The sequence below is a fragment of the Salibacter halophilus genome (genome assembly GCF_008806325.1).
Taxonomy (GTDB): domain Bacteria; phylum Bacteroidota; class Bacteroidia; order Flavobacteriales_G; family Salibacteraceae; genus Salibacter; species Salibacter halophilus.
In genome coordinates, this window is the sequence record NZ_WACR01000001.1 from 363,463 (window position 1) to 387,484 (window position 24,022).

The 24,022-nt window shown below is 39.6% G+C and carries 37 protein-coding genes; 2 read left to right on the plus strand and 35 right to left on the minus strand.

Translation table 11 applies throughout. The annotated features are described in order from the left end of the window. Positions 1-24 precede the first annotated feature (24 nt). The 35 genes from F3059_RS01700 to rpsL form a co-directional block, all read right to left on the minus strand. Positions 25-1,311, minus strand: coding sequence for a citrate synthase (locus tag F3059_RS01700; protein ID WP_151166201.1), 1,287 nt, complete (start codon positions 1,309-1,311; stop codon positions 25-27). 99 nt (positions 1,312-1,410) lie between these two features. Then, positions 1,411-2,697, minus strand: coding sequence for a phosphopyruvate hydratase (gene eno, locus F3059_RS01705; RefSeq protein WP_151166202.1), 1,287 nt, complete (start codon positions 2,695-2,697; stop codon positions 1,411-1,413). 8 nt (positions 2,698-2,705) lie between these two features. Beyond that, positions 2,706-3,824, minus strand: coding sequence for a glutamine-hydrolyzing carbamoyl-phosphate synthase small subunit (carA, locus tag F3059_RS01710; protein ID WP_151166203.1), 1,119 nt, complete (start codon positions 3,822-3,824; stop codon positions 2,706-2,708). 78 nt (positions 3,825-3,902) lie between these two features. Beyond that, on the minus strand, positions 3,903-4,520 hold the full coding sequence (gene rplQ / locus F3059_RS01715) for a 50S ribosomal protein L17 (RefSeq protein ID WP_151166204.1): 618 nt from the start codon (positions 4,518-4,520) through the stop codon (positions 3,903-3,905). Between the two features lie 45 nt (positions 4,521-4,565). Then, entirely contained in the window at positions 4,566-5,558 is a 993-nt protein-coding gene (locus F3059_RS01720; protein ID WP_151166205.1) for a DNA-directed RNA polymerase subunit alpha, read from the minus strand. Positions 5,559-5,586: 28 nt separating this feature from the next. Continuing rightward, complete coding sequence (gene rpsD / locus F3059_RS01725; RefSeq protein WP_151166206.1) at positions 5,587-6,192, minus strand: 30S ribosomal protein S4; 606 nt, start codon at positions 6,190-6,192, stop codon at positions 5,587-5,589. 19 nt (positions 6,193-6,211) lie between these two features. After that, positions 6,212-6,595, minus strand: a complete 384-nt coding sequence (rpsK, locus tag F3059_RS01730; RefSeq protein WP_151166207.1) for a 30S ribosomal protein S11 — start codon at positions 6,593-6,595, stop codon at positions 6,212-6,214. 19 nt (positions 6,596-6,614) lie between these two features. Then, complete coding sequence (gene rpsM, locus F3059_RS01735) at positions 6,615-6,992, minus strand: 30S ribosomal protein S13 (protein WP_151166208.1); 378 nt, start codon at positions 6,990-6,992, stop codon at positions 6,615-6,617. Positions 6,993-6,998: 6 nt separating this feature from the next. Further along, the gene (ykgO, locus tag F3059_RS01740) at positions 6,999-7,115 is read right to left on the minus strand and encodes a type B 50S ribosomal protein L36 (protein ID WP_151166209.1); all 117 of its coding nucleotides are present in this window, start codon (positions 7,113-7,115) and stop codon (positions 6,999-7,001) included. A gap of 8 nt (positions 7,116-7,123) precedes the next feature. Continuing rightward, on the minus strand, positions 7,124-7,342 hold the full coding sequence (infA, locus tag F3059_RS01745) for a translation initiation factor IF-1 (RefSeq protein ID WP_151166210.1): 219 nt from the start codon (positions 7,340-7,342) through the stop codon (positions 7,124-7,126). Positions 7,343-7,359: 17 nt separating this feature from the next. After that, complete coding sequence (gene secY, locus F3059_RS01750) at positions 7,360-8,697, minus strand: preprotein translocase subunit SecY (RefSeq protein ID WP_151166211.1); 1,338 nt, start codon at positions 8,695-8,697, stop codon at positions 7,360-7,362. Between the two features lie 3 nt (positions 8,698-8,700). Continuing rightward, positions 8,701-9,147: a 50S ribosomal protein L15 gene (gene rplO / locus F3059_RS01755; protein WP_151166212.1), complete on the minus strand. Its 447-nt coding sequence runs from the start codon at positions 9,145-9,147 to the stop codon at positions 8,701-8,703. Between the two features lie 19 nt (positions 9,148-9,166). Beyond that, a complete protein-coding gene (rpmD, locus tag F3059_RS01760; protein ID WP_151166213.1) occupies positions 9,167-9,346 on the minus strand; it encodes a 50S ribosomal protein L30 in 180 nt (59 codons plus the stop codon). A 10-nt stretch (positions 9,347-9,356) separates the two neighbouring features. Beyond that, a complete protein-coding gene (gene rpsE, locus F3059_RS01765) occupies positions 9,357-9,875 on the minus strand; it encodes a 30S ribosomal protein S5 (RefSeq protein ID WP_151166214.1) in 519 nt (172 codons plus the stop codon). Between the two features lie 6 nt (positions 9,876-9,881). Then, entirely contained in the window at positions 9,882-10,235 is a 354-nt protein-coding gene (rplR, locus tag F3059_RS01770) for a 50S ribosomal protein L18 (protein WP_151166215.1), read from the minus strand. A 9-nt stretch (positions 10,236-10,244) separates the two neighbouring features. Next, a complete protein-coding gene (gene rplF, locus F3059_RS01775) occupies positions 10,245-10,799 on the minus strand; it encodes a 50S ribosomal protein L6 (RefSeq protein ID WP_151166216.1) in 555 nt (184 codons plus the stop codon). 10 nt (positions 10,800-10,809) lie between these two features. Further along, complete coding sequence (gene rpsH / locus F3059_RS01780; protein WP_151166217.1) at positions 10,810-11,211, minus strand: 30S ribosomal protein S8; 402 nt, start codon at positions 11,209-11,211, stop codon at positions 10,810-10,812. Positions 11,212-11,226: 15 nt separating this feature from the next. Then, the gene (gene rpsN / locus F3059_RS01785; protein ID WP_151166218.1) at positions 11,227-11,496 is read right to left on the minus strand and encodes a 30S ribosomal protein S14; all 270 of its coding nucleotides are present in this window, start codon (positions 11,494-11,496) and stop codon (positions 11,227-11,229) included. A 9-nt stretch (positions 11,497-11,505) separates the two neighbouring features. Further along, positions 11,506-12,051, minus strand: coding sequence for a 50S ribosomal protein L5 (gene rplE / locus F3059_RS01790; RefSeq protein ID WP_151166219.1), 546 nt, complete (start codon positions 12,049-12,051; stop codon positions 11,506-11,508). Further along, a complete protein-coding gene (gene rplX / locus F3059_RS01795) occupies positions 12,048-12,371 on the minus strand; it encodes a 50S ribosomal protein L24 (RefSeq protein ID WP_151166220.1) in 324 nt (107 codons plus the stop codon). Before rplX ends, rplE begins: the two co-directional genes overlap by 4 nt. Positions 12,372-12,381: 10 nt before the next feature. After that, a complete protein-coding gene (rplN, locus tag F3059_RS01800; RefSeq protein ID WP_151166221.1) occupies positions 12,382-12,750 on the minus strand; it encodes a 50S ribosomal protein L14 in 369 nt (122 codons plus the stop codon). A 19-nt stretch (positions 12,751-12,769) separates the two neighbouring features. Then, positions 12,770-13,024, minus strand: a complete 255-nt coding sequence (gene rpsQ, locus F3059_RS01805; protein ID WP_151166222.1) for a 30S ribosomal protein S17 — start codon at positions 13,022-13,024, stop codon at positions 12,770-12,772. A 10-nt stretch (positions 13,025-13,034) separates the two neighbouring features. Further along, the gene (rpmC, locus tag F3059_RS01810) at positions 13,035-13,229 is read right to left on the minus strand and encodes a 50S ribosomal protein L29 (RefSeq protein ID WP_151166223.1); all 195 of its coding nucleotides are present in this window, start codon (positions 13,227-13,229) and stop codon (positions 13,035-13,037) included. An 11-nt stretch (positions 13,230-13,240) separates the two neighbouring features. After that, positions 13,241-13,660 (minus strand): 50S ribosomal protein L16, encoded by a 420-nt coding sequence (gene rplP, locus F3059_RS01815; RefSeq protein ID WP_151166224.1) that lies wholly within the window; start codon positions 13,658-13,660, stop codon positions 13,241-13,243. A gap of 20 nt (positions 13,661-13,680) precedes the next feature. Next, complete coding sequence (rpsC, locus tag F3059_RS01820; protein ID WP_151166225.1) at positions 13,681-14,379, minus strand: 30S ribosomal protein S3; 699 nt, start codon at positions 14,377-14,379, stop codon at positions 13,681-13,683. A 1-nt stretch (position 14,380) separates the two neighbouring features. Next, the gene (gene rplV / locus F3059_RS01825) at positions 14,381-14,782 is read right to left on the minus strand and encodes a 50S ribosomal protein L22 (RefSeq protein WP_151166226.1); all 402 of its coding nucleotides are present in this window, start codon (positions 14,780-14,782) and stop codon (positions 14,381-14,383) included. Between the two features lie 5 nt (positions 14,783-14,787). After that, on the minus strand, positions 14,788-15,069 hold the full coding sequence (gene rpsS, locus F3059_RS01830) for a 30S ribosomal protein S19 (RefSeq protein ID WP_151166227.1): 282 nt from the start codon (positions 15,067-15,069) through the stop codon (positions 14,788-14,790). Then, on the minus strand, positions 15,069-15,896 hold the full coding sequence (rplB, locus tag F3059_RS01835) for a 50S ribosomal protein L2 (RefSeq protein ID WP_151166228.1): 828 nt from the start codon (positions 15,894-15,896) through the stop codon (positions 15,069-15,071). Before rplB ends, rpsS begins: the two co-directional genes overlap by 1 nt. A gap of 35 nt (positions 15,897-15,931) precedes the next feature. Further along, on the minus strand, positions 15,932-16,222 hold the full coding sequence (gene rplW / locus F3059_RS01840; protein WP_151166229.1) for a 50S ribosomal protein L23: 291 nt from the start codon (positions 16,220-16,222) through the stop codon (positions 15,932-15,934). An 11-nt stretch (positions 16,223-16,233) separates the two neighbouring features. Further along, complete coding sequence (gene rplD, locus F3059_RS01845; protein ID WP_151166230.1) at positions 16,234-16,860, minus strand: 50S ribosomal protein L4; 627 nt, start codon at positions 16,858-16,860, stop codon at positions 16,234-16,236. Beyond that, positions 16,860-17,477 (minus strand): 50S ribosomal protein L3, encoded by a 618-nt coding sequence (gene rplC / locus F3059_RS01850; RefSeq protein ID WP_151166231.1) that lies wholly within the window; start codon positions 17,475-17,477, stop codon positions 16,860-16,862. The genes rplD and rplC overlap by 1 nt, the downstream gene beginning before the upstream one ends. A gap of 13 nt (positions 17,478-17,490) precedes the next feature. Then, on the minus strand, positions 17,491-17,796 hold the full coding sequence (gene rpsJ / locus F3059_RS01855; RefSeq protein WP_151166232.1) for a 30S ribosomal protein S10: 306 nt from the start codon (positions 17,794-17,796) through the stop codon (positions 17,491-17,493). A gap of 12 nt (positions 17,797-17,808) precedes the next feature. Next, complete coding sequence (gene fusA / locus F3059_RS01860; protein ID WP_151166233.1) at positions 17,809-19,944, minus strand: elongation factor G; 2,136 nt, start codon at positions 19,942-19,944, stop codon at positions 17,809-17,811. A 24-nt stretch (positions 19,945-19,968) separates the two neighbouring features. After that, a complete protein-coding gene (gene rpsG / locus F3059_RS01865) occupies positions 19,969-20,436 on the minus strand; it encodes a 30S ribosomal protein S7 (protein ID WP_151166234.1) in 468 nt (155 codons plus the stop codon). Between the two features lie 24 nt (positions 20,437-20,460). Beyond that, entirely contained in the window at positions 20,461-20,835 is a 375-nt protein-coding gene (rpsL, locus tag F3059_RS01870; RefSeq protein WP_151166235.1) for a 30S ribosomal protein S12, read from the minus strand. A 236-nt stretch (positions 20,836-21,071) separates the two neighbouring features. Here rpsL and F3059_RS01875 point away from each other — a divergent pair, with 236 nt between their 5' ends. Next, entirely contained in the window at positions 21,072-23,366 is a 2,295-nt protein-coding gene (locus F3059_RS01875; protein ID WP_151166236.1) for an ATP-dependent helicase, read from the plus strand. 43 nt (positions 23,367-23,409) lie between these two features. After that, on the plus strand, positions 23,410-24,021 hold the full coding sequence (locus tag F3059_RS01880) for a DUF4290 domain-containing protein (protein ID WP_151166237.1): 612 nt from the start codon (positions 23,410-23,412) through the stop codon (positions 24,019-24,021). The last annotated feature ends 1 nt before the right edge of the window (position 24,022 follow it).

The following is a 24,022-nucleotide window of genomic DNA, read 5'->3' on the forward strand; positions in this document are numbered from 1 at the left end:
TTTTTATGTCTATTTAAAACTCTCTTATCGTTTTTTGATATCAACGTAATCACGTTGGTTGTGACCTGTATAGATTTGACGCGGACGACCAATTGGTTCTTGATTTTCACGCATCTCTTTCCATTGTGCGATCCAGCCTGGAAGTCGTCCCATCGCAAACATCACGGTGAACATTTTAGTTGGAATTCCAAGTGCTCTGTAAATGATACCTGAATAGAAGTCAACATTTGGATAAAGTTTCTTCTCAACAAAGTATTCATCTTTGAGAGCAACTTCTTCAAGCTTCTTAGCTATATCCAATACAGGATCGTTGATTCCGAGACGACCGAGTACATCATCTGCCGCTTTCTTAATGATCTTAGCTCTTGGGTCAAAGTTTTTGTAAACTCTGTGTCCAAAGCCCATCAATCTAAATGGATCATTCTTGTCTTTCGCTTTCTTAATGTATTTCTCAACATCTCCGCCATCAGCTTTAATGTTTTCAAGCATTTCAATTACTGCCTGGTTAGCACCTCCGTGAAGTGGTCCCCAAAGCGCATTGATACCTGCAGAGATTGAAGCGTATAGACTTGCGTGAGATGATCCTACGATACGAACTGTTGATGCAGAGCAGTTTTGTTCGTGATCTGCGTGAAGGATTAAAAGTTTATCCAACGCGTCAGCAACAACGGGATCAACTTCGAAATCTTCAGCCGGTACTGCAAACATCATCTTAAGGAAGTTCTCAGTATAATTGAGGCTGTTATCTGGATAGTTTACAGGATGGCCCTGTTCGTTTTTGTAAGCCCAGGCCGCCATAGTTGGCAACTTAGCCAAAATACGAACAATGCTCATATTTACTTTTTCCCATGATCTGTTAGGATCAAGAGACTCAGGATAAAAAGCAGTCATTGAACAAACCAGAGACGACAAAACACCCATTGGATGCGAGTTTGAAGGAAAACCTTCTAAAATCTTACGCATGTCCTCGTGGATCATCGTGTGGTTTTGAATACTTCCTGTGAACTCATCGTATTGAGCTTTAGTTGGAAGTTCACCGTGAATAAGCAGGTACGTAACTTCGAGGAAGTTTGATTTTTCAGCTAAATCTTCAATCGAATATCCTCTGTAACGTAAAATCCCATTTTCACCATCTAGATATGTGATCTCACTCTTAGTAGAACCTGTGTTTTTGAAACCCGGGTCAATAGTAATTGCACCACTTTGAGCGCGCAATTTACCAATGTCAATTCCAGTTTCATTTTCAGTTCCTGTAACAAGAGGGAGCTGATAAGAATTTCCGTTTAATTTTAACTCTGCAAATTCACTCATTTTTGTAGAACGTTTTTATTTAAATATATGTTGATACAGCTTTCGCTGAAAGCTTTGCGAATTTAACAAATCAAATTGTCTTTTAAAAGCTCAATTCGATTAACAAAACTTAAAGGACTTACCCTGATAATAATCATTTCCTCTAAGGTCCTGTTCAATTCTCAAAAGCTGGTTGTATTTCGCTATTCGGTCAGATCGCGAGGCTGAGCCTGTTTTGATTTGACCGGTATTTAACGCAACCGCTAAATCGGCAATTGTGGTATCTTCCGTTTCTCCACTTCTGTGACTCATAACTGATGTGTAACCATTCTTATGAGCCATTTGTACAGCTTCAATCGTTTCAGTTAAAGTTCCAATTTGATTCACTTTAATAAGAATCGAATTAGCTGTATTCGTCTTGATTCCTTTTGCTAGACGCTCAGTATTTGTAACAAACAAATCATCACCAACTAGCTGAACTTTATCTCCAATTTTATCTGTCAAAGATTTCCAACCTTCCCAGTCATCTTCATCACATCCGTCTTCGATGGAGATAATAGGATATTTATCTACCCAGCTCTTCCAATAATCAACCATTTCACTGGAAGAAAGTTCTTCACCTGTTGATTTTTTTAAGATATATTTCTTTTTGTCTTTATCGTAAAACTCTGAAGCCGCAGCATCCATAGCGATGTAAACATCATCACCAGGCTTGAAACCAGCTTTTTCAATTGCTTTTAAAACTGTTTCAACAGCTTCATCGTTCGACTTTAAATTTGGAGCAAAACCACCTTCATCTCCAACGTTAGTTGAGTAGCCTCCATCTTTTAAAACCTGTTTCAAATGATGGAATATTTCAGTTCCCCATCTCAATCCTTCACTAAAAGTTTTTGCCCCAAATGGCATAACCATGAATTCCTGAAAATCAATTTTATTATCAGCATGAGCTCCACCATTGAGAATATTCATCATGGGAACGGGTAGCTCACTCGTGAAAGTTCCACCAACGTATTTGTAGAGCGGCAGCCCATGATCAATTGCTGCAGCTTTTGCTACTGCCAGAGAAACTCCCAGTATTGCATTAGCTCCAATATTTGCTTTGTTCTCTGTTCCATCAATCTCAATCATCATACGATCGATTCCTTCCTGGTCAGATACATCAAAGCCCTGCAGCTCTTCATTTAATACACCGTTGATATTTTCAACAGCTTTCAATACTCCTTTACCTAAAAACCTTGTTTTATCATTGTCTCGGAGTTCTACAGCTTCATGAACACCTGTAGACGCTCCTGATGGAACGGCAGCTGTACCAACAGCACCTGTATTTGTTATTGCATCAACCTCTACTGTTGGATTTCCTCTACTATCGAGAATTTGTCTTCCGATTAATCTTACTAATTGTCCCATGATTGAAATTATACTAGCGCAGCTTTGTGCTCACGCATTAGGTTTGTGAATTGATCGAATAAATATTTTGAGTCGTGTGGTCCTGCTGATGCTTCAGGGTGAAACTGTACACAAAAGGCTGGCTTATTTTTCCATTTCAATCCCTGTATCGTGTCATCATTCAGGTGAATATGCGTCACTTCAATATCATCGTTCTTCTCAACAGATTCTTTTGTCACGACAAAACCATGGTTCTGAGAAGTGATTTCTCCTCTACCTGTAACGAGGTTTTTAACCGGATGATTGATTCCTCTGTGACCGTTGTACATTTTATCTGTTGACAGGTTTCCCGCAAGCGCCATTAATTGATGACCGAGACAAATACCAAAAACAGGTTTTTCCTGATTCAGTATTTCTTTTACAAGTTCAATAGAGCTTTTCATTGCTGCCGGATCACCGGGACCGTTTGAAAGCATAAAACCATCAGGATCCCACGCTTGAATTTCTTCAAGTGTAGAAGTCATCGGGAATACTTTTACACGGCAACCGCGTTCTACAAGACTCCTGAAAATATTTTGTTTTAGTCCAAAGTCGAGCATTGCTACTTTGAATTCTTCGTTTTCGGTCGGAACCTCATACGCTTCTTTGCATGCAACTTTTGACGATAGCTCAAGCCCCTGCATACTGGGAACTTCTTTCATCATCTCTTTGAGCTTATCGATATCTAACTCGCTAGTTGAAATGATAGCATTCATTGCTCCTTTGTCACGAATATGACGTACAAGAGCTCTTGTATCAACATCACAAATTCCGGCAATGTTGTTTTTCTCAAAGTATTTGTGAACAGTTTCGATACCTGCTGGTCTTGAATAAACGTCTGATATCTCTTTACAAACGAGCCCTGAAATCTTCACTGAGTCAGACTCAACTTCCTCTGGATGGATTCCGTAATTCCCGATGTGTGACGGAGTCATAACAAGGATCTGACCGAAATAAGAAGGATCAGTGAATATTTCCTGATATCCCGTCATTCCTGTATTAAACGCGATTTCTCCTGAGGTTTCACCTTTGATTCCAAATCCGCGGCCGTAGAATACTGTACCGTCCTCGAGCAATAAAACTGCCTGATCTTTAAACTTAAATTGCATACTCAAATCATTTATACAAAAAAAGGACAGAACTAAAAGCCCTATCCTTTTTCAAATAACATTTATGTCATCATCCAATTATTCTGATGATTTGTCATCTTTTTTATCATCTTTAGCTTCAGACTTTGGAGCCTCTTTCTTTGGCTTCTCTTCTTTCTTTTCCTCAGCTTTCTTTGATTCAGTTTTAGCCTCAGTAGCTTTTTCTTCTTTTTGGTCAGAGCCAGACTCAGCAGCAGCTTTTTCTGTTGCTTTATTATCTGTAGACTTTTTGCTACCTCCGCCTCTACGACTTCTTCTTGTTTTCGTTTTAGCAGACTTCTCTTCTTTTCCGTAAACTTCGTTGAAGTCAACTAATTCGATAAGGCACATTTCAGCTGCATCACCCTGGCGAAAGCCAGTTTTGATGATACGTGTGTAACCACCCGGCCTGTCAGCTACCTTAGGAGCAACGGATCTGAATAGTTCAGATACTGCATCCTTGCTTTGGAGTTGTTTAAAAACAATTCTACGTGAATGTGTAGAATCGGTTTTAGAGCGTGTAATCATAGGCTCTATATAACCTCTCAAAGCTTTAGCTTTAGCTACGGTTGTTACAATTCTTTTATGCTCGATTAAAGAACAAGCCATATTTGCAAGCATTGCCCTTCTGTGGCCTGCTTTTCTTCCTAAATGATTAAAAGACTTTTTGTGTCTCATTGATTCGAGGTTTTCGGAAGCCCTAAAAGCTTCTTCGTAATGCTATTAATCTTTATCTAATTTGTATTTGGATAGATCCATACCGAACTCCAAACCTTTTCTGTCGATCAATTCATCGAGTTCAGTAAGCGATTTCTTTCCAAAGTTTCTAAACTTCAACAGGTCGTTGCGCTCGTACTGTACTAAATCACCGAGTGTTTCAACCTCTGCTGCTTTGAGGCAGTTGAGTGCTCTAACACTTAGGTCTAGATCAGTAAGTTTAGTTTTGAGCAACTGACGCATGTGAAGTGAAGTTTCATCAAACTCTTCTTCAGCTGATTTTTCTTCATCATCAAGTGTAATTTTCTCATCAGAGAATAACATGAAGTGATGGATAAGAATTTTAGCAGCTTCTTTAAGAGCGTCTTTAGGATGAATACTTCCATCAGTCTCTATATCGAAAACGAGTTTTTCGTAGTCAGTTTTTTGCTCCACTCGATAGTTTTCAATCGCGTATTTTACGTTTCTTATCGGAGTGAAGATAGAGTCAATGGCAATTTCTCCTATTGGAGGATTTTCGTTTTTGTTCTCTTCAGCAGGAACATAACCACGGCCTTTCCCGATTGTTACATCCATTTGAATAGAAACGCTTTCGTCCATGTTACAAATAACATGATCAGGGTTTAATACCTGGAAAGCAGAAGTGTATTTACCAATGTCGCCAGCGGTAAATTGCTTTTTACCGTCAACTTTAACTGTAACAGTTTCAGTATTAGTGTCTTCAATTTGTTGCTTGAAACGAACTTGTTTTAAATTGAGAACAAGTTCAGTAACATCTTCAATTACACCTTTAATTGTAGAGTACTCGTGGTCAACGCCTTCAATTTTGATATTGGTTATAGCATAACCTTCAAGAGACGAAAGTAAAATACGTCTCAAGGCATTACCTACAGTAATTCCATAGCCCGGCTCGAGTGGTCTGAATTCAAACTCACCACGGAAATCATCCGAGCTATTCATTATAACCTTATCGGGCTTTTGAAAATCTAATATTGCCATTGCAACTTAACTTTAAATTTATAAGCTATTATTTCGAGTACAACTCGACAATCAACTGTTCTTTAATATTCTCTGGAATATCTTCTCTTGTTGGTACACTAAGGAACTTACCTTTTAGAGATGATTTATCAAACTCTAACCATGGGTAACTTCTGTTAGTACCATGAACAGATTCAGTAATAGCTTCAAGTGATTTGGATCTTTCTCTTACAGCAATAACATCGCCTGGTTTCATCTCATAAGATGGAATGCTCACGATTTCGTCATTGACAGTAATGTGTCTGTGATTGACGAATTGACGAGCAGCTCTACGAGTAGGTGCAATACCTAATCTGTAAACTGTATTATCTAAGCGACCTTCACAAAGTTGTAAAAGGTTTTCACCAGTAATACCTTTAATGCTAGATGCTTTTTCAAACATCTTGCGAAATTGACGCTCAAGAATGCCGTAAGTGTATTTTGCTTTTTGCTTTTCAGCGAGCTGAACAGCATATTCAGATTGTTTACCTCTTCTTCTCGAGTTTCCGTGTTGTCCCGGACCGTAGTTTTTTCTTTCTAAAACTTTGTCAGGTCCAAAGATTGGATCTCTAAAGCGTCTTGCTACTTTCGATTTTGGTCCTCTATATCTAGCCATGATCTAAATTTCTTTTAAATTATACTCTTCTGCGCTTTGGTGGGCGACATCCATTGTGAGGTAATGGAGTAATGTCGATGATCTCGCTTACTTCAATACCGCTATTGTGAAGGGTACGTATTGCTGACTCACGGCCTGAGCCTGGACCTTTCACATAAACTTTAACTTTTCTCAAACCTGCTTCATAAGCAATCTTAGCGCAGTCCTGTACGGCTACCTGGGCTGCATAAGGAGTATTCTTTTTAGAACCTCTAAAACCTTGTTTTCCTGCAGATGACCAGGAAATTACCTGACCAGAAGCATTCGTCAATGAAATAATGATGTTATTAAATGACGAATGAATGTGAGCTTGACCTATTGGATCAACTTTTACTTTTCTTTTTCTTGCTGCTGATTTTGCCATATCCAACTAAATCAAATTACTATTTGGTTGCTTTTTTCTTGTTAGCAACTGTTTTACGCTTACCTTTTCTAGTTCTTGAGTTGTTTTTCGTACGCTGTCCACGCAATGGAAGACTTGCACGATGGCGAACACCTCTGTAACATCCAATATCCATCAAACGTTTGATGTTCATTGAAACCTCAGAGCGAAGTGCTCCTTCTACTTTCAACTCATCGTTAATGAAAGATCTAATTTTAGCGAGCTGGTCATCGTTCCAGTCTTCAACCTTAATACTTTCATCAACTCCTGATTCTTTCAATATTCTTTTTGAAGTAGAAAGACCGATTCCGTAGATGTAAGTCAATCCTATTACACCCCTTTTTTGTTTGGGTAAGTCAACTCCTGCAATTCTTGCCATAGTAAATTATCCTTGACGTTGTTTAAACTTAGGGTTCTTTTTGTTGATCACGTAAAGTCTACCCTTTCTGCGTACAATTTTACAATCAGAACTTCTCTTTTTAAGTGATGCTCTTACTTTCATAATCTAGTTTATTTATAGCGGTAAACAATTCTTCCTTTAGTAAGATCGTAAGGAGACATCTCCACTTTAACTTTATCACCGGGCAAAATTTTAATGTAATGCATTCTCATTTTTCCGGAGATGTGTGCGGTGATAACGTGCTCATTTTCCAACTCAACACGAAACATCGCATTAGACAAAGCTTCAATTATTGTCCCATCTTGTTCTATAGAAGATTGTTTTGCCATATATTCAAATTAAATTTTTATCCTGCCATACCGAAAGCTGAAGCTCTTCCCTTCAACTTTCCTGATTTCATTAATCCATCGTAATGTCTCATCAACAAATAACTTTCTATTTGTTGAAGTGTATCAAGAACAACTCCAACCATAATTAATAGAGATGTTCCTCCGAAAAAGAGTGCAAAGTTATTAGAAACTCCGGCATTGATAGCAAATGCTGGTAAAATTGCTATAAAAGCAAGAAATATCGCACCTGGTAAGGTTATTCTTGAAAGCACATTATCAAGGAAGTTACTTGTATCTTGCCCTGGTCGAACTCCTGGAATAAAACCATTATTCTTTTTGAGATCGTCAGCCATTTGCTGTGGATTGATCGTTATTGCTGTGTAGAAATATGTGAATAAAATGATCATTACAGCAAAAATAAAGTTGTACCAGAAACCACTGATATCATTGAATAGTGATGCCCATCCTGCGAGTTCTTCACTCTGAGAGAAATTCACGAGTGTAATAGGAATCATCATAAGTGCCTGAGCAAATATGATAGGCATAACTCCTGAAGCATTAACTTTTAATGGAATATACTGACGAGCACCTTGTGCCTGTTGCTGTCCACCGGCAACTTTTCTAGCGAAGTTAACAGGTACCCTTCGAACTCCCTGTACGAGGAGAACAGTCAATAGAATAACAACTAGAAGAATAAGTACTTCAATCAAAATGATCACGAGGCCACCACCTCCATCTCCCATTTGTTTATCAAACTCAAATAAGAATGCAGTTGGTAGACCAGCAATAATACCGATCATAATAATCAGAGAAATACCGTTTCCAATTCCGCGATCTGTTATCTTTTCACCTAACCACATAACGAATAATGTACCAGCTGTAAGAATAACGATTGACGGTAATGTAAAAGACATGAATCCAGGATCAACAACCGCAGCATCAGGAACCTGCGTAGCTAAATAGCCCGGTGCTTGTCCTGCAGTAATAGCAATAGTTAAAAACCTGGTATATTGATTTATTTTTCTACGCCCGCTTTCACCTTCTTTCTGCATTTTTTGTACAGCTGGAACAGCAATTCCTAATAGCTGCATAATAATAGATGCAGAGATGTAAGGCATGATACCCAACGCAAACACAGAGGCTCTTGAAAAAGCACCTCCTGCAAATATATTTAACAATGCGGCAAGGCCAGTGGCACCTTCAGAAGCTTCCTCGAGAACTATAGGGTCTACTCCGGGGAGAACAACAAAAGATCCAAGTCTGTACACAAGAATGAGACCAAGAGTCAAAAGAATACGATCTCTGAGCTCTTCGATCTTAAAAATATTTGCTATGGTATCAAAAAGGCGTTTCATCTACTAAACGGTTTTTGCTTCACCACCTTTATCTTCGATGGCTTTGCGTGCGGAGTTAGAAAATTTATGTGCTTGAACGGAAACTTTCGACTTAAGTTCACCACGTCCTAAAACTTTAATTTTATCGTGACGATCAGCCATTCCATTAGCAATAAAGTCCTCAACTTTTACTTCTTCCAATTTCTTAGCTTCTGCTAACTCAGAAATTGAGTCGAGGTTAATAGGTTTGTATGCAACACGATTAATGTTGTGGAAACCAAATTTAGGAAGCCTGCGCTGAAGTGGCATTTGCCCTCCTTCAAATCCTAATTTGCGGCTGTAACCAGATCTTGACTTAGCTCCTTTGTGACCTCTGGTAGCTGTGTCTCCATTACCAGATCCTTCACCACGAGCAATACGCTTGCGTTTACGAACAGATCCTTTAGCCGGTTTTAAGTTATGTAATTCCATCAGTTATCTTATTGTGCGATTAAACTTTCTCAACTTCGATAAGGTGATTCACCTTTCTAATCATTCCCTCTATTTGAGGATTTACTTCGTGCTCAACGCTATGGTTGATTTTTTTCAATCCGAGTGCTTGCAGCGTTCTTTTTTGACGCTGAGGTCTCTTGATTGAAGAGCGCTTTTGAGTTATTTTAATTTTTGCCATGAGGGTATCTTTATCCGTTAAATACTTTGTCAATACTAATACCTCTTGTTTGTGCAATTGTAGATGCATCTCTAAGTTGAGCTAATGCATCAATAGTTGCTTTAACAACATTAGCTGGGTTTGATGAACCTTTTGACTTAGCGAGTACATCTGTTACTCCTACACTTTCAAGTACAGCACGCATAGCACCACCGGCAATTACACCAGTACCATGAGATGCTGGTTGAATATAAACACGAGCTCCACCGTATTTACCCAATTGAGCATGTGGGATAGAACCGTTGATTACTGGAACCTTGATAAGGTTTTTCTTAGCATCATCAATACCTTTTGATATTGCAGTAGTAACTTCTTTTGCTTTACCTAACCCGTGACCAACAACACCGTTTTCATCACCTACTACTACAACTGCTGAAAAGCCAAAGGTTCTACCACCTTTTGTAACTTTAGTTACTCTGCGAATATTAACGAGCTTGTCTTTGAGCTCAATATCGCTGGATTTAACTTTCTTTATGTTCGTCTTAGCCATAATATCTTAAAATTTTAAACCAGCTTCTCTGGCTGCATCTGCGAAAGCTTTTACTCTACCGTGATAGAGATAACCATTTCGGTCGAATACAACTTTATTAATACCTGCTTCAACAGCTTTTTCTGCGGCTAACTTACCTACAAGTTTAGCCTGGTCTATTTTTGGAATTCCGTGTGCCTCTTTAACATTCAATGATGTTACTGAAAGTAGTGTTTTATCAGTTTTGTCATCAATGATTTGAGCATAAAACTCTTTATTACTTCTGTACACAGAAAGCCTTGGTCTTTCCGCATCACCAGATAGTGACTTGCGGATTCTTCTCTTGATCTTATTTCTTCTTTCTAACTTCGAGATAGCCATAGGTCAATTTTATTTAGCAGCTGCTTTACCAGCTTTTCTGCGAATATGTTCTCCAACAAAACGAATACCTTTTCCTTTGTAAGGCTCTGGTTTTCTAAGTGATCTCAATTTAGCAGCGCACATTCCAATGAGCTGTTTGTCATGAGATTCTAAAGTAACAAGTGGATTTTTACCACGCTCAGACACTGCAGTAACTTTAACCTCTTTAGGAAGTTGGAACACGATATTGTGTGAAAATCCTAATGAAAGCTCAAGGTTCTGACCCTGTGCAGTTGCACGGTAACCTACACCTACTAGTTCCATTTCTTTCTTGTAACCTTCTGTTACACCTACTACAGCGTTTTGGATTAAAGCACGGTATAATCCATGTTTAGATTTGTGGTCTTTGTCTTCGCTTTTACGCTCAAGAACGACCTCGTTATCTTCAACTTTAATCGAAACTGCTGAAGTATCGTACTTTTCAGTGAGCTCACCTTTTGAGCCTTTAACTGTTACGATATTGTTGTCAACTTTTACATCGACACCATCTGGTAATTTTATAGGTGATAATCCTATTCTTGACATAATAATATCTTTAGTAAACGTAGCAAATTACTTCACCACCAACATTATGCAATTTTGCTTCTTTCTCAGTCATCAACCCTTTTGAAGTTGACATGATAGCTATTCCTAAACCATTGAGAACTCTTGGTAAATCATCTTTACCTGTATATTTTCTCAAACCTGGCTTACTGACTTTTTTCAAACTGCGAAATGCGCACTCTTTTGTTTTACCATCGTATTTCAAAGCGATTTTGATGGTTCCCTGAGGGCCATTATCATCTTCAAACTTATAGTTGAGGATGTATCCTTTGTCAAACAAAATCTTTGTCATTTCCTTCTTCATATTAGAAGATGGAATTTCAACAAGTTTATGTTTGGCTTGTGCCGCGTTACGTACTCGCGTTAAGTAATCTGCTATTGGATCAGTATTCATTCTATTCGCTTTTTTTTACCAACTTGCTTTGGTTACACCTGGTATTAAACCTTTCACTGCCATTTCTCTAAAAGTTACACGCGACAAACCAAACTGGCGCATGTATCCTCTCGGGCGACCTGTGATCTTGCATCTGTTGTGTGCTCTGACCGGTGAAGAATTTTTTGGTAGCTTTTGTAGCTCTTCCCATTTTCCTTCTTCTTTGAGTCGCGCTCTTTTCTCAGCGTATTTTTCTATCATCTTTGCACGTTTTCTTTCACGTGCTTTCATCGATTCTTTTGCCATAATCGAATTCTATTTTTTAAATGGTAATCCAAGAGCCTCTAATAAAGCAAAGCCCTCTTCGTCCGTTTTGGCAGATGTCACAAATGTGATATCTAACCCATTTATATGTGATACTTTATCAATGTCTATCTCTGGAAAGATAATTTGTTCTTTAACTCCAAGAGTGTAATTACCTCTGCCGTCAAGTTTCTTATTTACGCCTCTAAAGTCACGAGTTCTTGGAAGTGAAACTGCGATTAGTCTGTCGACAAATTCGTACATCATATCACCTCTCAAAGTTACACGAGCTCCAATTGGCATTCCTTTTCTCAACTTGAAGTTTGAGATATCTTTCTTTGAATAAGTTGGTACTGCTTTTTGTCCAGCTATATCAGTAAGTTCTTCTACTGCTTTTTCTATTAGCTTTTTATCGGCAGTTGCTTTACCTATTCCCTGACTCAATATTACTTTTTTGAGTCTTGGAATTTCCATAACGGAACTGTAGCTAAAGCGTTCCTTGAGCTTAGGAGAAACTTCCTCAAGGTAGGTCTTTTTTAATCTTGGTTGGTAACTCATGACTTAATTTCCTCCTGACTTTTCTTAGAATATCTCACTAATTTTCCTTCAGAGTTCTTTTTTCTTCCAATCCTTGAAGCATCTCCTTTAGAGTCTACTACCATAAGATTAGAGATGTGAATACCAGCTTCAGTTTCAACAATTCCTCCCTGCGGATTCGTTGCTGATGGTTTTTGGTGCTTTTTAATCATGTTAACACCATCAACTGTAGCTCTATCTTTTTTTCTGAAAATTTCTTTTACTGTACCTGTCTTGCCTTTTTCGTTACCGGCAATAACTTTTACAGTGTCGCCTACCGTGATATGTAGTTTTTTTCTCATGATCTAAATTTTAAAGCACCTCTGGAGCTAGTGAAACAATTTTCATAAACTGTCTTTCACGAAGTTCACGTGCTACTGGACCAAATATCCTGGTACCTTTCATTTCTCCAGTAGGATTGAGAAGAACAACTGCATTGTCATCAAACCTGATGTAAGAGCCATCTTGTCTTCTAACTTCTTTTTTAGTACGTACAACAACAGCTGGAGAAACGGCACCTTTTTTAACGTTTCCATTAGGCATAGCATCTTTCACAGATACTATTATTTTATCTCCAATTGAAGCGTATCTTCTCTTTGTTCCGCCTAATACGCGAACACAAAGAACTTCTTTCGCTCCGCTGTTATCTGCAACTTTTAATCTACTTTCTTGCTGTATCATGGTTGCCCAGTATCAAATATTATTTTGCTTTTTCCAAAATCTCAACCAAACGCCAGTTCTTGCGCTTACTCAACGGTCTTGTTTCCATGATACGAACTGTATCACCAATTCCGCAGTCATTTTTTTCATCGTGCGCAACGAACTTGGAAGTCTTTTTCACAAACTTTCCATAAATAGGGTGCTTCACTTTACGCTCTACAGCAATCACAATGGATTTATCCATTTTATCGCTGGTTACAACACCAATTCTTTCTTTTCTTAAATTTCTTTCCATGGCGATTCAGTTATCCGTTGAGTTCGCGTTTAGTCAATTCTGTATTCAATCGCGCAATTGTTTTTCTCTTAGCGCGTATTTCCATCGGATTCTCAAGTTGAGATACGGAATGGTTCATCTTCAACTGCTCTAGAGCAGCGCTTTCATTCTCGAGCTTCTCGATGATCTCGTCCTTTGTCAATTGAACTATTTCTGATTGCTTCATTATTCTAAAGATTAACCAACGTAGTCTCTACGTACAACAAATTTTGTCTTTACAGGTAACTTTTGAGCAGCTAAGCGAAGTGCTTCTTGAGCTATTTCTTGCTTAACTCCATCTAGTTCAAAAAGAATCCTTCCTGGCTTAACTTTAGCTACCCAGTGATCCAATGCACCTTTACCTTTCCCCATTCTTACTTCAGCTGGTTTGCTTGTGATAGGCGTATCTGGGAATATGCGGATCCAAACCTGACCTTCCCTTTTCATATAACGCGTCATTGCAATCCTCGCTGCTTCAATTTGTCTCGAAGTAATACGAGCTGGTTCAAGTGTCTTAATTCCAAAAGATCCGAAAGAGATTTCTGCACCTCTGGTAGCATTACCCTTAATTCGTCCCTTTTGTACTTTTCTGTGCTTAACTTTTTTTGGTTGTAACATCTCAGCCTATTTGTTGTACGTTACTTGCGTTTTCTAAATTTCCCTTTACCTCCGCGTTGGTTACCTACACCAACGTTTGGAGATAGATCTCTTTTACCGTAAATCTCTCCACGGCAAATCCATACTTTTACACCAATACGGCCATAAGTAGTATGGGCTTCAGATAGAGCATAATCGATATCGGCTCTGAATGTGTGCAATGGCGTACGACCATCTTTATACATTTCTGTCCGAGCCATATCAGCTCCGTTTAATCGACCAGAGATACTAACTTTAATCCCTTCAGCTCCCATTCTCATCGTGCTGGCAATTGCCATTTTCGTAGCACGTCTAAAAGAGATACGACCCTCAATCTGGCGTGCAATGCTGTCGGCTACTAGTCGAGCATCGAGTTCTGGTCTTTTAATTTCGTGTATGTTGATTTGAACATCTTTACCCGTAAGCTTCTTGAGCTCTTCTTTCAACTTATCAACTTCCTGTCCACCTTTCCCGATGATAATACCAGGACGAGCAGTGTGAATAGTTACTGTGATAAGTTTAAGGGTACGTTCAATTATAATCTTGGCAACACTTGCTTTTCTAAGGCGAGCATTGAGATATCTGCGAATGTCGTGGTCTTCAGCGAGTTTATCACCGTAGTCATTACCACCGTACCAGTTAGAGTCCCAGCCTCTAATGATTCCTAATCGGTTTCCTATTGGATTCGTCTTTTGTCCCATTCTAATTCTCTTTGCTTTTAGTGTCCAGGATTAAAGTCACGTGATTTGAACGCTTGCGGATTCTGTGGGCTCTACCTTGTGGAGCTGGTTGAATACGCTTTAACATTCTGGCACTATCAACTTTTATTTCTTTTACATAAAGATCAGCGTCTTCCCAACTGCTTTCAGTCTTCTGCTCATAGTTAGCAAGTGCACTTCTCAATAGCTTTTCTATACGTCCTGAAGCGTCTTGCTTGCTGAATTGTAGTATAGCTGCTGCTTCGTTAACATCTTTCCCTCTCACTAGATCCGCAACAAGGCGCATTTTACGGGGTGATGTTGGACAGTTATTAAGCTTAGCGAGGTAAAGGTCTTTTCTTTCCTCTCTTATTTTTTCTGCTCTTAATCTTTTTCTAGCTCCCATAGCAATTACCTTTTACCTTTATCTTTACGGTTACCTGCGTGGCCACGGAAGTTACGAGTAGGAGCAAATTCACCTAATTTATGACCAACCATGTTTTCCGTAACAAATACAGGGATAAATTTATTGCCGTTGTATACCGCGATCGTTAAACCAACAAAGTCTGGTGTAATCATCGATGCTCTCGACCAAGTTTTGATCGTAGACTTCTTACTTGATTCCTGAGCTGCTTCAACTCTTTGCATTAACTTGTAATGTACAAAGGGCGGCTTTTTAAGTGACCTACTCATTATCTCTTATTTTTTCTGCGTTCAACGATATACTTGTTAGTCGCCTTTTTAGGTTTACGCGTTTTGTAACCCTTAGCTGGAACACCATTTCTAGAACGTGGGTGACCACCTGATGCGCGACCTTCACCACCACCCATTGGGTGATCGACTGGGTTCATAGCAACACCTCTTGTACGAGGTCTTCTACCTAACCATCTTGAGCGGCCTGCTTTACCACCTACTTCAAGAGCGTGATCAGAATTACTTACTGATCCTATAGTCGCTTTACAAGTTTTTAAAACTAATCTTGTTTCTCCACTTGGAAGCTTGATAACACCGTACTTTCCATCTTTCGCTACTAACTGAGCATAGGAACCGGCACTTCTTGCAAGCTTACCTCCCTGACCAGGGCGGAGTTCAATATTGTGAATGATTGTACCTAAAGGAAGATCACCAATGTACATGGCATTACCAACTTCAGGTGTAGCTTCTTTACCGGCAACAACTGATTGACCTACTTTAAGGCCAGCCGGAGCTATGATATATCTCTTTTCAGATCCGTATTGTACGAGTGCAATACGTGCAGATCTGTTTGGATCGTACTGAATAGATTCAACAGTACCTTTAACACCGTCATTATCTCTTCTGAAATCGATAATGCGGTAACGTCTTTTGTGACCGCCCCCTCTGTAGCGAACAGTCATTCTACCCTGGTTGTTACGACCACCTGATTTTTTAATCGGTGCTAACAAACTTCTTTCAGGTTTATCTGCCGTGATCGTATCAAACGAACTCACAACTCGATAACGCTGACTGGGCGTAGTCGGTTTTAACTTTCTTATTGCCATGACATCTTCTTCGTCTAATGGTTTCTTAAATACTCTTAAATGTTGCTGTAAAAGTCGATTACATCACCATCTTTAACAGTGACAACCGCCTTTTTATAAGTTCCGGTGTTTCCGTCAATGATTCCGGTCTTAGTGTAGCGTGTCTTGCGCTTACCAGGATGAACCATTGTATTAACAGATTCAACTGTTACACCGTAAGCATCTTCTACAGCATCTTTAATCTCAATCTTGTTTGCCTCACGTTGAACCTTAAAAGCGTACTTATTTCTAAGTTCACTTTCGTTAGTCATTTTTTCCGTGATTATCGGCTTAAGCAATATACTCATCGCTGTGTTGCTTAACTTAGTGTGTTTTCAATAATTTCAATAGAACTTTTCGTAAGTATAAGCGCTTTTGCATCCATTACATCATAGGTATTTAGCTGCGAAGCACTTATTACTTTAACCCCCTTCAAATTTCGGGCCGACAAATATACATTTTTATTTGCATCTCCAAGTACTATTAGGGACTTTTTATCTGAAGCTCCCATGTTATTTAATACTGATGCAAAATCTTTTGTTTTTGGGCTCTCAAAAGAAAGATCTTCGATAACCATGATGTTATCAGATTTAGCTTTAGCACTCAATGCACTTTTACGTGCTACGCGCTTCACTTTCTTATTAAGTTTAAAGCTATAATCTCTTGGAGCTGGACCAAATACGCGTCCACCACCTCTAAAGATAGGAGACTTAATACTACCCGCACGAGCAGTACCTGTACCCTTTTGTCTTTTGATTTTCTTCGTACTACCCGCAATATCTGCGCGCTCCTTAGCTTTGTGAGTACCTTGTCTCTGCTGTGCACGATACTGTTTAACATCAAGATAAACAGCGTGATCATTGAATTCAACTCCAAATACAGAGTCGCTCAACTTAACTTTAGAGCTAGTACTTTTTCCAGTTTTATCGTGTACTTTTAGTTCCATTACTTCTCTACAATTACGTATGAACCATTTGGTCCGGGAACTGAACCAGTTATTAATATCATATTCTTCTCGGTCAGAACCTTAACAACTTTGAGGTTTTGAGTCTTAACGCGAGAACCACCAGTTCTACCGGCCATTTTAACACCTTTGAAAACTCGGCTAGGATCTGAAGCCGCACCAATTGATCCCGGAGCTCTCTCCTGGTCACCCTGACCGTGAGTTCTGTCTCCAACACCTCCAAAACCGTGACGCTTCATTACACCCTGAAAACCTTTACCTTTTGATGTTCCAATTACGTCAATGAATTCACCTTCTTCAAAAAGGTCAACCTTAACTTCGTCTCCAACTTTATAGTCTCCATCAAAGTCGCGGAATTCAATAACCTTTCTTTTAGGTGCAGTCTTCGCTTTTTTAAAGTGACCTAGCATAGCACTAGAAACGTTCTTTTCACTTTGATCATCGTAAGCGAGCTGCAAGGCATTGTATCCGTCAGTGTCTTCGGTTTTAACCTGAGTTACAGCACATGGACCAGCTTCGACTATAGTCACAGGAATGTTTTTCCCGTTTTCATCGAAGACACTAGTCATTCCAATTTTTTTACCAATAATTCCTGACATCACAATCGAATTATTATACTTTAATTTCTACTTCTACTCCACTCGGTAATTCCAATTTCATAAGCGCATCTACAGTTTTTGAAGATGAACTGTATATGTCCATCAATCTTTTGTAAGCACTCAACTGGAATTGCTCTCTCGACTTCTTGTTCACGTGAGGAGAACGCAATACCGTGTAGATTTTTTTCTTGGTTGGTAAAGGGATCGGACCATTAACTACTGCTCCGGTTGACTTTACCGTTTTAACGATCTTTTCGGCTGACTTATCAACCAGGTTGTGATCGTATGATTTTAATTTTATTCTAATTTTCTGAGCCATGCTTAAACCAAATTATGCTGTAACGTTTCCTTTAGATTTTGCAATAATATCCTCCTGAATTCCTGATGGAACCTCAGAGTAATGGTCAAACTGCATCGTTGATGTAGCTCGTCCTGATGATATGGTTCTGAGCGAAGTCACATAGCCAAACATCTCAGAAAGAGGTACCATCGCAGTAACAACTTGTGCTCCACCTCTTGAATCCATTCCTTCTACCTGACCACGTCTTTTGTTAAGGTCACCTACGATATCTCCCATACTTTCTTCTGGTGTGATAACCTCAACTTTCATAATTGGCTCTAAAATTACCGGCTTAGCTTTAGGAAGAGCTGTACGGTAAGCTAATTTAGCAGCCATTTCGAATGACAATTGATCAGAATCAACAGGGTGGAATGAACCATCTTTAAGAGTTACTTTCATTCTATCCATAGGATATCCGGCAAGAACACCATTTTCCATAGCGTCTTTGAAACCTTTCTCTACAGATGGAATGAATTCTCTTGGAATGTTACCACCTTTTATAGTATTCACAAATTCTAATCCATGCTCATCGTCATCGCGTGGTTCAATAGTAATATCGATATCAGCAAACTTACCACGTCCACCAGTTTGTTTCTTGTAAACTTCGCGGTGATCGATTGCTCCTTTGATAGTCTCTTTGTAAGATACCTGAGGAGCACCTTCGCTAACTTCAACTTTAAATTCACGCTTCAAACGATCAACAAGTACTTCGAGGTGAAGCTCACCCATACCTTCAATTACAGTTTGTCCTGAATCTTCATCAGTTTTAACTGTAAATGTTGGATCCTCTTCTGCAAGTTTAGAGAGGGCAACACCTAACTTATCTACGTCTTTAGAAGATTTTGGCTCAATAGCCAATCCGATTACCGGATCAGGGAATTCCATTGACTCGAGCACAATTGGGTGCTTCTCGTCACATAGAGTATCTCCTGTTCTTATATCTTTAAATCCAACTGCTGCTCCAATATCACCACAGTGCAACTCATCGATAGAGTTCTGTTTATTAGAGTGCATTTGGAATAATCTCGAAATACGTTCTTTCTTACCGGTTCTCATGTTTGTAACATAAGATCCTGCCTGGATAGAACCAGAGTAACAACGCATGAAACAAAGACGACCAACGAAAGGATCTGTAGCAATTTTAAATGCTAAAGAAGCCATCGGCTCATCTTTAGAAGGCTTGCGTTCTTCTTTTTCTTCAGAATTCGGGTTGATTCCCTGAATCGCACCTACATCAAGTGGAGATGGAAGGAATTCGATAACTGCATTGAGAAGTGCCTGAACACCTTTATTCTTAAATGCAGAACCACACATCATCGGAATGATTTTCATTTCGATTGTTGCCTGGCGAATTGCTTCGATCATTTCTTCTTCAGAGATTGAATTCTCATCCTCAAAGAATTTCTCGAGAAGCTCTTCATTTGTTTCAGCTACGGCTTCAACTAATTTACCTCTCCATTCGTGTGCAGATTCTTTGAGCTCTTCAGGAATTTCGGCTTCAGTGTAAGTCATACCCTGATCTTCCTCATTCCATAAAATAGCTTTATTACTGATAAGATCAACAACTCCCTGGAAAGTATCTTCAGCTCCAATAGGCACCTGTAATGGCATTGGATTTCCACTAAGTCTCTCGCGAACTTGCTCAACAACTTTGAAGAAATCAGCACCCTGACGGTCCATTTTGTTTACAAAACCCAAACGTGGAACTTTGTATTTATCCATCTGTCTCCATACAGTCTCTGATTGTGGCTCAACACCACCAACAGCACAGTAAAGAGCAACAGCTCCATCGAGTACACGCATTGAACGCTCTACCTCAACAGTAAAGTCAACGTGACCGGGAGTATCAATAATATTAACACGGTAATCTTCCGTGTTTGGAAGTAATTCACCCTGTTTAGTTGGGTACTTCCAAAAAGTAGTAGTTGCAGCAGAAGTAATTGTAATACCTCTTTCCTGCTCCTGCTCCATCCAGTCCATGGTAGCAGCACCATCGTGAACTTCACCAATTTTGTGGCTCAACCCGGTGTAGTATAAAACACGCTCAGTTGTTGTGGTTTTACCCGCATCAATGTGAGCTGAAATTCCAATATTTCTCGTAAATCTGAGGTCTCTCTTTTTTGCCATAACAGTAAGCCTTCGCTTGGGTTCTTAAAATCTAAAGTGAGAAAAAGCTTTGTTTGCTTCAGCCATACGGTGAGTATCTTCTTTCTTCTTGAAAGCACCACCTTCGCCTTTAGAGGCTGCCAACAACTCTTCAGCGAGTTTTTGCCCCATCGACTTCCCGCTTCTTGCGCGAGCAAATTTCACTATCCATTTCATAGCGAGTGAAATTTTACGGCTGGTGCGAACTTCCTGAGGAATTTGGAATGTTGCGCCCCCCACTCTTCTACTGCGTACTTCAACTTGTGGAGTAACATTCTCAACAGCCTTTTTGAAAGTAGCTAACGCTCCTTCTTCAGACTTTTCTTCCATTACGTCCATAGCTTCGTAAAATACTCGGTAAGCTAAACTCTTCTTACCTTGCAACATCAAGTTGTTTACGAATTTAGCTACTAACGTATCCTGATAGCGTGGATCAGGATCTACCTCTCTTAATTTCGCTTTTGCTTTTCTCATGTTATCTTAGAATAAGTTCAATTCTTACTTCTTCGGCCTTTTAGTACCGTACTTTGATCTTCTCTGTGTTCTTCCTTCAACACCTGCAGTATCGAGTGCTCCGCGAACAATGTGATAACGCACACCTGGTAAATCCTTCACACGACCACCACGTACAAGCACAATTGAGTGCTCCTGGAGGTTGTGACCTTCACCCGGAATGTAAGCGTTCACCTCGTTACCATTCGTCAAACGAACACGGGCAACTTTACGCATTGCTGAATTCGGTTTCTTAGGTGTTGTCGTGTAAACACGAGTACAAACACCTCTTCTCTGTGGACAAGAAGCTAGTGCAGCAGATTTACTTTGCTGAACTCTTCTGTTACGTCCTTTTCTAATTAATTGCTGAATTGTTGGCATATTCAGTTATAATACAGTTAATTCTATCAAATAATATAATCCCCACCGATTTTAAGCGGGGTGCAAATGTACATGATTATAATTTAAAAACAATAACCAGTTCAAAAAAATTGAGATAAGTATAAATTTATCAATCATTTAGGCCTCTAGCCTCACTTTTGAGCGTTTTTGGCCATATTTGTCACCTATTTTCAATACTCTTCTCTACAGTCAGAACCGAATTATACTTTTGCATCGTGAATTATCTAGACGAACTAAACGAAGAACAACGAAAAGCAGTTGAACAAACTGAAGGTCCTGTCATGGTTTTAGCAGGAGCAGGATCAGGTAAAACAAGAGTTCTAACTTATCGCATTGCACACCTTATTAACAAGGGAGTGCCTCCATTCAATATTCTATCTCTCACATTTACCAATAAAGCGGCCCGTGAAATGAAGGATCGTATTGGAAAAATAGTGGGCGAAAGTACAGCTAAATCGATTTGGATGGGAACTTTTCACTCTGTTTTTGCCAGAATCCTGCGATCTGAGGCTGAAAAGATTGGCTACCCTTCAAATTTTACCATTTACGATACTGATGACTCCAAAAGACTGGTCAAGCAAATCATCAAGGATCTAAATCTCGATGATAAAGTTTACAAGCCCAATCTTGTTCGGAACCGAATTTCTTCTGCAAAGAACAATCTGCTCAGTCCGCAGGCATATAAAGATAACCCAACTCTTGCTAAAGAAGATGCCCAGGCCAAAAAGCCTGAAATCGGTAGAATCTATGAAATCTACGACAAGCGTCTTTTCAAAGCGGGGGCGATGGACTTTGACGACCTCTTGTTTAAAACGAATATTTTACTCCGCGACTTCCCCGATGTATTATTTAAGTACCAGGAAAAATTCAGGTATATTCTCGTTGACGAGTATCAGGATACCAACTTCTCACAGTACATTATTGTAAAAGCTCTCGCTTCACGATTCGAGAATATTTGTGTTGTGGGAGACGATGCTCAGAGTATCTATTCTTTCCGCGGTGCTAACATTCAAAACATCCTGAACTTTAAAAAGGATTATCCCGATACCGAGACTTTCAAACTCGAACAAAATTACCGCTCAACTCAAAATATTGTAGAGGCAGCAAACAGCCTTATCGACAAAAACCAGGAGCAGTTCAAGAAGAATGTTTGGACGAGCAACGATACAGGGACGAAAATCAAGCTGACCCAGGCTCTGAGCGATAATGAAGAAGGACTAAACGTAGCTCATGAAATCTATGCTCTTCATTCTACCCATAACGCAGCGTACAGCAACTTTGCCATACTCTACAGGACAAATGCTCAATCACGAGCGATGGAAGACGCGATGCGCAAACTCAACATTCCTTACAAGATTTATGGCGGACTCAGCTTTTACCAGCGAAAAGAGATCAAAGACCTCATGGCCTATTTCAGGCTGGTGATAAACCCGCAAGATGAAGATGCGCTGAAAAGAGTGATCAACTATCCGAAAAGAGGAATAGGAAAAACGACAATCGATCGGCTTACGCTTTACGGAAATGAAAATGATATTGGTCTATGGGAGCTCATCAATTCGCTTCCAGCACATAGTGTTAACATACCGGGATCGGCTCGTAATAAAATTGCTCAATTTGCTGAGTTGATCAAATCGTTCCAAAATGTAGCTGAGAAGAAAAACGCTTATGATACAGGAACTATCATCGCTAAAAGCACCGGAATATTAAAGGAACACCACAACGATAAAAGTGCTGAGGGCGTTGCTCGCTACGAAAACATTCAGGAGCTACTCAACTCTATGAAGGAATTCGTAGAAGATGACGAAGCTGAAAACGAGAAAGATTTGCCGTCATTTGTTCAGGATATTCCGTTGCTAACTGATCAGGATCAGGACAGTGAGGAGGACCAAAACAAGGTTACCCTCATGACCATTCACGCTTCAAAAGGCCTTGAGTTTCCCAATGTTTTTATCGTGGGCATGGAAGAAGAATTATTCCCTTCACAAATGTCTACACAATCTCGGTCAGATCTCGAAGAAGAGCGAAGATTGTTCTACGTGGCATTGACACGATCAGAAGAGCGATGCTATTTGTCATTTGCGCGCAGCCGCTACAAATGGGGAAATCTCATACACTGCGAACCGAGTCGCTTCCTACAGGAAATAGACCCGGATTTCGTAGATGCTTCTGGCGTAACGCCAAATCAGCCCAGCAAAGATCCGTTTGCAACGAAAGGTGACTGGGGTTCATCAATGGGTGGTGGATCTGACCGAAGCGCTTCAACTCAAAGGAGAAGTGTAACTCCTCCACGACAAAAAATGATGAGGGTACCTAAAACCGATACTTCTAACTTTAAAGGTGATGATACTGCAAACCTGAGAGAAGGTATGGAAGTTGAACACGGTCGCTTTGGCCGCGGAACTGTCGTTTCAATAGAAGTGGCAGGAAACCGCAAAGCAGTTGTCGATTTTGAGGAACACGGCAAAAAGCAACTTTTATTAAAATTTGCCAAACTAAAAATATTGAACTAATTTCTCAGTTAAAAGCCTATTTTTGAGGCACAATTATATTCTTATGAAGTACAATACTACGAGAAAGCACCTCGTACTCCCTGAATACGGTCGAAATATTCAGGACATGGTTGATTACACACTCACAATTGAAGACAAGGAAGAGAAGAATAAAGCTGCGCGATCTATCGTGAAGTTGATGGAGCAAATGCACCCTGAAGTGCGTGAAATAGATGATTATCAGCATAAACTGTGGGATCACCTACACGTAATGGCAGATTATCAACTTGACTGCGATTCACCTTATCCAAAGCCGAATAGGATTGAGTTTGAAAGCAAACCGGATAGAGTTTCTTATCCATCGAACAATATTCGCTTCCGCCACTACGGTAAAGTAATCGAGAGAATGATCGAGAAAGCTACCGAATATCCTGAGGGCGAAGAAAAAGACGCACTCATCAACACAATTGCTAACCTGATGAAGCGTTTTTACCTCGTGTGGAATCGCGACTCTGTTAACGATGATGATATTTGGAATCACGTTAAAATGTTATCGGGTGGAAAACTCGTTAAGCCAGAAGGTGCAGATTTAACTGATACTTCTGACATTTTGAGAAGTAACAAGCCAAACAAGAAACGCTCACACAAGAAAAACCGCAAACACAGAAATCGCTAAT